The organism is Nostoc sp., from assembly GCF_035638895.1.
Taxonomy (GTDB): Bacteria; Cyanobacteriota; Cyanobacteriia; order Cyanobacteriales; family Nostocaceae; genus Nostoc.
In genome coordinates, this window is sequence record NZ_DASQZC010000036.1 from 1 (window position 1) to 7448 (window position 7448).

Genomic DNA, 7448 nt, shown 5'->3' on the forward strand with positions numbered 1-7448 from the left:
CAGCATTTGAAGTTTGTGTAAAAAATTTTTAGCGAAGATGTTAGTTTCTGTTGGGCAGATGGGCATCCTCATAGCAGGAGGCTTGCTGATACTTAAGTATTTACCGCAGCAAGTGTGTGAGGCATGGCTAGTTCAGAGGCAGAATACCTAATTACCCGTAAAAAGCAGATTGGGCGGCGACAAAAGATTGTCACGATAGTGTCGATGTTCTCGTTTTTTGGATCTACAGTATTTGCAGTCATTCCAGCAATCCAACAGGCTAGTCAACCTAAGCCAGCAATCGCATCTGCTTCTCCTGAGTCATTATTACAGCAACAGGCGCGGGGTTACGAGTTGGTTTTAAAACGGGAACCAGAAAACCAACTTGCTTTAGAGAAACTGTCTTTGCTGCGGTTGCAATTGAAGGATGCTAAAGGTGCGATCGCACTTTTGGAGAAGTTGGTGAAGTTACATCCTGATCGGCAAGATTACAAAGTTGTATTAGAGCAGGTTAAGAAGCAAGAGGGAAATGGCGATCGGTATTAGGTTGCTAATTCCAGTGAAATAGATAAATTCATAAATGCTATGAAAAACAAATTAACTGAATTTAATATCTCAGAATGTCAAGCCAAGTTTAATCTTTCTTACCATATAAACTTTGCTTACTGGTGTGAACAATTAGTAGGATTTACTAATAAGGATATTTTAGAAGTTGGCGGAAGTTTACCTAAAGAATTCGTATTTGATTATTTAAATACTAAAACATGGACTGCCTTAGAATCACCTGAATACGAGAATTCTCTTAAAGGAGTTAGCGATCTTGCTCTAGCATCTTCTCTTTCTAAATTAAGTGAAATTTCTAATTTAGGTTTCAATAACAAGAAATCGGATAATTATACTTTTTTTGCAGCCAATATAGAAGATTTACCTTTAGAATATTACAATAAATATGATTTAATATTTTCCATAGCAGCTTTTGAACATATTCATAAAATTCCATCAGCTTTGGAGAAAATGTTTTTAGCTTTGAAACCCGGAGGTCAACTATTTACAGTTTTTTCTCCTATTTGGTCAGCACATGATGGACATCACCTACCACAAATAACGGAAGTAAATCAAGAGAGAACTTTTCATTTTCATAACTCTCCGATTCCTCCTTGGGGACATTTATTAATGAAACCTGCGGAATTTTGCCGCTATTTATATCAATTTACCAATAAAGAAACAGCAGATTTAATGACTTACTATGTCTATAATTCTCCTCATATAAACCGATTTTTCACAGAAGATTATATAGAATTCATAAATCAAAGTTCATTTGAAATTAAACGGCTTGATTCAATTGGTTTAATCCAAATTCCTGAAGAAATTCAAAAAAGACTAGAAACTCTTTACCCAGGAAGAAAGCAGTTTGCCAATAATGGCATTCTAGCAGTATTGAAAAAGCCTCAAGATGATTCGGATAAAAAAACATTATCTCCGGTGGAACCTGCGGCTAAATCACAGGTTTATGTTAGTTATGCTGATTCATCCAATCAAGAAGCATTAAGAGTAGAATCAACAAATAAAAATAAAGAAAATGACACTCAAATTGTTCAGAAAAAAGCACTTGTATTTTTCCCTCACAACCCTTACCCTCCTAAAACCGGCGCTCATCAACGGTGTCTTACAATATTGAGTGGAATTAAGGAATTAGGATATGACGTTACCTTATTTGGTTCTAACTTAATCACCGATAATCTTTGGGAAATTGATAGTAGTCGAAATTTGCAGCATAAGCTTGGTATCAATGTCGAATTTTATAGAGGTACTCAAGCAGACCGACAGTTCATGGCAGAGGTAAGTGCAGGGAGTAAAGGATTAACAAGTTGGGAATTTTACACACCGCCAGGATTATGCGAAAAGTTTCGTCAACTTTTCACAGAGATAAAACCCGATATTATTGTGATAAATTATGCTCTTTGGGCAAAACTAGCTATTGGAGATGAGTTTAAGTCAGCAGTCACGATAATCGACACAATCGACTTGATCACACTCAATGGTCAAATGAGAGAAGCACTTGGGAAATATCTAAATTCTCCTCCATATACTTCAGATAAGATAGATCCCCAAATTCTAGATGAGGATTTCTTTTCTAGATTACAACTGGATGCTACATCTGAAGAGTACTGGATATATGATCAGTACGACTATACAATTGCGATTGCTCTGCGAGAGGCACAGTTTATCCAAAAACGTACCCACCGAACGCAGGTTAAGTATGTTCCGATGACTTTCACCACAGAAGGATTGAATAACACTTATTGTGGTGAGCCACTGCTTGCAATCGGGCCTAACCCATTCAATATCCAAGGATATTTATATTTCACTACAAAAGTGCTGCCTCTCGTACTTAGTCAAATACCAGAATTTCGCTTACGAGTTGTAGGTTCTAGCTGCCAGCACTTAGCTCCTGTTAAAGGTATTGAATTATTAGGTTTTGTTCCCGATCTTAAACCACTATATACTGAAAGTCGCTTTGCCATCTGTCCACTAATAGGAGGTACTGGTCAGCAAGTAAAAATCGTAGAAGCAATGGCATATGGCGTACCTGTGATCACTTTACGAAATGTAGCTGAGAGTTCTCCTATAGAACATGGCGTCAATGGGTTTATTGCAGATAATGCTGAAGAATTTGCTGAGTATGTTATTCAGTTATTCCGCAATCAAGAATTATGTCATCAATTCGGACAAGCATCTCGACAGACAATAGCAGTTAACTTTAATAAAGATAAATTAGTAGAAAACCTAAGTTTTCTAAACCCGGAACATTTGCAAAAGTCAAATATAAACAGTAAAAAACTGTTACCTAAAATAATAATTGACGGTGTATTTTTCCAACTTTACCAAACTGGTATTGCTCGTGTCTGGAAATCCTTGCTAGAAGAATGGGCGAATAACGGGTTTGCTAAACATATTGTTGTCCTTGATCGTGCTGGAACTGCTCCCAAAATTCCCGGTATTAGATATCGCAGTATTCCACATTATGACTATAACAACACTAATGCTGACCGGGAAATGCTACAGCAAGTTTGCGATGAAGAAGGCACAGATTTATTTATCTCTTCTTACTATACAACGCCGACTACAACGCCTTCTGTATTCATGGCTTATGACATGATTCCAGAAGTTATGGGATGGGATATGGATAATCCCATGTGGCGAGAAAAGCATCAGGGTATTCAATATGCATCTGGTTATATAGCAATTTCAGAACATACGGCGCATGACTTGGCACGCTGTTTTACTGATATATCTATAGAGTCTATTACTGTTGCTCATTGCGGAGTTAGCAGTACTTTTTCACCAGGCAAATCCGAAGAGGTTAATGCTTTTAAATCAAAATATGGGGTTACAAAGCCATACTTTATTTTAGTTGGTGGTGGAAGTGGTTATAAAAATAGTACTTTGTTCTTCCAAGGTTTTTCAAGACTTTCCAATAGCTATGGATTTGATATTGTTTGTACAGGAAGCGGCGGTTTATTAGTACCTGAATTTAGAGCTTACACATCAGGTAGTATTGTTTATATGCTGCAACTAAGTGATGAAGAGTTAGCAATAGCTTATTCTGGTGCTGTAGCACTAATTTATCCTTCTAAGTATGAAGGTTTTGGAATGCCTGTGATTGAAGCAATGGCTTGTGGTTGTCCGGTTATCACCTGTCCTAATGCTTCCATTCCAGAAGTAGCAGGAGACGCAGCAATATATGTGAATGATGATGATGTGGATGAACTGGCAAATGCGCTCTGTGAGGTGCAAAAGCCTAGTATTCGTCACTCCTTAACTACTGCGGGTTTGGCACAGGCGAAAAAGTTCTCTTGGTCAAAAATGGCGCAAACAGTAAGTTCTGCCTTGATTGATGCTACTCTCCTGTCTCTAAACCTCAATGAAATTAATTTAATTATTTTCCCAGATTGGTCACAACCAGAAGAGTTAGTGGGTATAGAATTGCAACGAGTCATGAAAGCGATAGCAACTCATTTTAGTGATGAAAAAGTTACCCTACTTATCGACACTGATAAGATTGCTGACGAGGATGCCGAATTGTTTTTGTCTAGTGTGGTTATGAATCTTTTGGTGGAAGAAGATTTAGATATTACTGAAGGGTTAGAAATTTCTCCGGTGGCAAATTTAGCTGATGTTCAGTGGGAAGCTTTGCTACCTCGCATTCATGCTCGAATTGTTTTGGAGCACGAAGATCAACAAGCCATAGCACAAGTACAAGCTGTTAAGTTGCCATCTCGTCAACTTGATAGCTTGAGCAATCAATTCATAAATGATATCATGTCCGCATAATTAGTTACGATTCCCATAGTCATTGCACCCCACCCCCAACCCCTCCCCGCAAGCGGGGAGGGGAGACAAAGCGTAGCTTTGGCGGGGTGGGGTTCTTTCGGTTTAATAAGTAATCAACCGGACATGATATGATTTAGGACTGCTGTATGACCTCGCTTCCATTCCTCTGTCCTAAAAGGAAAGAAGCTTTGAATCTTTCTCCCCTTCCCTGCAAGGGAAGGGGCTGGGGGTTAGGTCTATATTCCATGTAATTAAGAACCGCTATATTTCTGCCACATCTGTTGATAGGCATTTTCCATTTCACGGGCAAATTTCTTACCATTCCACAGAGGTGATGTTTGCCTTGACTGTCGCAGTTTCCACGCAATTTGTTGTCTTAATTTCTCATCTTTACCTAACTTCACACCCCATCCTACATACTCTTCATCACTCCAAGCTAAACCTTCAGTTACACCTACATTCATCATCATTGTGTAGCTATTACGGGCTGCAAATTGTTCTCCCACTCTGGTGACTATGGGGATACCCATCCATAATGTTTCTAGGGTTGTGGTTGCACCGTTATAGGGATAAGTATCTAAGACAATATCCGCAATGGCTAAATTGGCACGATGTTCCATATCTGTAGGTGCAGAAGGTAGAAACCTTAAGCAGTTCAAATCAACCCCTTCAGCTTCAGCAATTGGCGTAATAAAGTTTTTTAAATCTTGATGGTTAGATCGATGACTTTTAAGTAGAAAATAACTATTAGGAACTTGTTTTATAATCTGCATTTGTAACCGGATATTATGGAGATTACGTTTTAATCCGGTTTGAGAACTAAAATAAATAATCCCATCATCAGGAATATTTAAAGATTCTCTGGTAATAGTTGGTGTTCCTACAGTAAAGCCATCAATACCAATATAGTTTTGAGGGAGTCGCCAAATCTTTTCACTATAACAATCTTGTGCTGATTCTGGTAATACGTAGTTATCAGCAATAAAATAATCAACGTTTGGGAAACCAGTCGCATCATACCCTAACCAAGTCACTTGAATCGGTGCCGGTTTCAGGGCGACAATAGCGCAATTTCCATAGGAAGTTAAACTATCTAAATCAACTAAAATATCTATTTCATCTTGGTTAATTTGATCTGCAACTGTCACTATCGGAAGATATCCTTGATAAAAATGATCACCAAATTCGTTTTTATAAGCTTGTTGTAGTGGATCTTCAGAAACCTCGCTTAAGGAATATAAATAAATATCAAATTGTTGCCGATTATGATATTTTAATAACCACCAAGCTAAAAAACCGACAGAATGAGTACGAAAACATCCTGATAAATAGCCTATTCTTAGGGGACGCTCACTCAAAGAAGGACGAAGTGAGAGAAAACGTTGTTGATAAGTGCTGATATATCCAGGAAACTTTTTCGATATCAGTTCTTGACATAAAGCAGCTATTTTATTGCGAATTAATCTATTTTCTTGGGGATTATCTTCCATATATAGTAAAAAAGCCCCAATAGCTAAAATTTGCACTAAACTTTCGCTTTCTACTTGACTGATGACAAGATTAGATAAGAACAGTTTATATTTTTGGTAAGCTTGAACTGTTTTTTCCCAACTATCACAAGAAGTTAATAATGCTTCTAGTAAAAATTGAGTGCCGACTATTTGATCAATAGGTTCTTGAGAAATTTCTAAATATTTGTTTGCCCAATACATAGACTCTTTAGTATAATCTAGTCCTAGTCTTTGCAGGGGAGAAATAAGTTTTCTAATACAATCTAAATTATTAGGTTCTAGCCGGAGCGCAATTTTTACAAGATAAATTGACATATGCTGGTAAAAAAAATAATGATAGGCATCAGCTTTCTCTGTCAATAATTTAATAATAGTTTCAGAAGTTAATAAATAAGGTATAAATGCTTCAACCAGTTTATCTATAAAGGGAGGAGGACTAGCCGGGTCAGGATGAACTAACTTTTCAATCACTTTAACTAATAAACTTTCATCAAAAACAGGGGTTTCTGTTAGTTGGGATATAGCTTTAATTAATTGATTAAGATTCGTTTCCTGATCATGAATCTTTAAGTCAATGTTTAGTTCAATTATTTTTAAAAGATTATTAATATCATCAGGAACAAATTCTCTAATGTGTTGACGAACTACCCAAGCTATTTTATAGTTAGAATTGGCTTCTTGTTGTTGAGCAGCATTTGATAAAATTTCCGTTAATTGTTGCAGCCATTGTTTTGACTCTTCTTCTCCAAATTCGAGAAATGGAGTCATCCAAGTAATCTGCGCTTCTTCTTCTCTTCCTTCTAATAATAAGGCTAATCCTAAATACCAATAATTATAAACTTCCCTAGTATTTTCAGTAATATTTTGTTCATATTGTTGAATAGTTAACAAAGTTGGGATTGAAGAAATTTGATTATCTAACTCGGTGGTCATGATTGAAAACCTTGAACTTGTTTGGAAATTTATTGCTAAGTGAGATTAAACCTGATTTTAAATAAGCTTCAAAATGCCAATTAACTTAGGGATTAACACCTCTTAACACTTAAATTATGTGAAGAAATTGTATCAAAAAAAATGCTAGATGAATTGAAGTGCATCTAGCATTTTTAAACACAAAGGATTAAACCTTATTTCATAGTTTCCAGAGCCGAGGCACAGGTGGCACCAGCGGTAGTTGACAGTCCAACTGCAGGAGGACTAGAAGTAACTCCAGTTGTCTGACAAGCAGCAGCAGAAGTTTGTCCACTTGCGAGAATTATGACACCACCAGCAAAGCTTTTGAGAGACTTAGCATCGTTAGCTGCTGCGTTAAAAGTTGTACTTTCACTAGTTGGAGTTGTTGGAGATATTGTATAAGTATAGGACACGGTTGAGGTAGGAATACCAATTTGCAGCTCGTCAACAGTGCCAGCAAACGATACGTTTTCGATCCGGTAAGACTGTTGCGCTCTGTTAACTGAACCAACGTAGGTTTTAGCTTCAGATTGTTTAGCTTTTGCTGCTTGGTTCAAGAAAGAAGGTAGAGCGATCGCAGACAAAATACCGATGATGATAATTACTACTAGTAATTCAATGAGTGTAAAACCTTCATTTTCGTTCTTTTTGTTGAGGATGTGTTGAAGG

Annotated in this window: 4 protein-coding genes; 2 read left to right on the plus strand and 2 right to left on the minus strand. The window is 37.1% G+C overall.

What is annotated here, in order from left to right; genetic code table 11:
* Positions 1-123: 123 nt before the first annotated feature.
* The gene (locus VE944_RS01390) at positions 124-525 is read left to right on the plus strand and encodes a tetratricopeptide repeat protein (protein ID WP_324971185.1); all 402 of its coding nucleotides are present in this window, start codon (positions 124-126) and stop codon (positions 523-525) included.
* A 39-nt stretch (positions 526-564) separates the two neighbouring features.
* Complete coding sequence (locus VE944_RS01395) at positions 565-4314, plus strand: glycosyltransferase (protein ID WP_324971187.1); 3750 nt, start codon at positions 565-567, stop codon at positions 4312-4314.
* Positions 4315-4565: 251 nt separating this feature from the next.
* On the opposite strand, the gene VE944_RS01400 is transcribed toward VE944_RS01395, so the two are convergent.
* Positions 4566-6758 (minus strand): O-linked N-acetylglucosamine transferase, SPINDLY family protein, encoded by a 2193-nt coding sequence (locus tag VE944_RS01400; RefSeq protein ID WP_324971189.1) that lies wholly within the window; start codon positions 6756-6758, stop codon positions 4566-4568.
* A gap of 194 nt (positions 6759-6952) precedes the next feature.
* On the minus strand, positions 6953-7448 hold a 496-nt coding region (locus tag VE944_RS01405), incomplete at its 5' end, for a type IV pilin-like G/H family protein (RefSeq protein ID WP_324971190.1).

Bases quoted from the DNA above. Each gene is read 5' to 3' on its own strand.
- VE944_RS01390 (WP_324971185.1), top strand. From the start codon at position 124: ATGGCTAGTTCAGAGGCAGAATACCTAATTACCCGTAAAAAGCAGATT.
- VE944_RS01395 (WP_324971187.1), top strand. From the start codon at position 565: ATGAAAAACAAATTAACTGAATTTAATATCTCAGAATGTCAAGCCAAG.
- VE944_RS01400 (WP_324971189.1), bottom strand. From the start codon at position 6,758: ATGACCACCGAGTTAGATAATCAAATTTCTTCAATCCCAACTTTGTTA.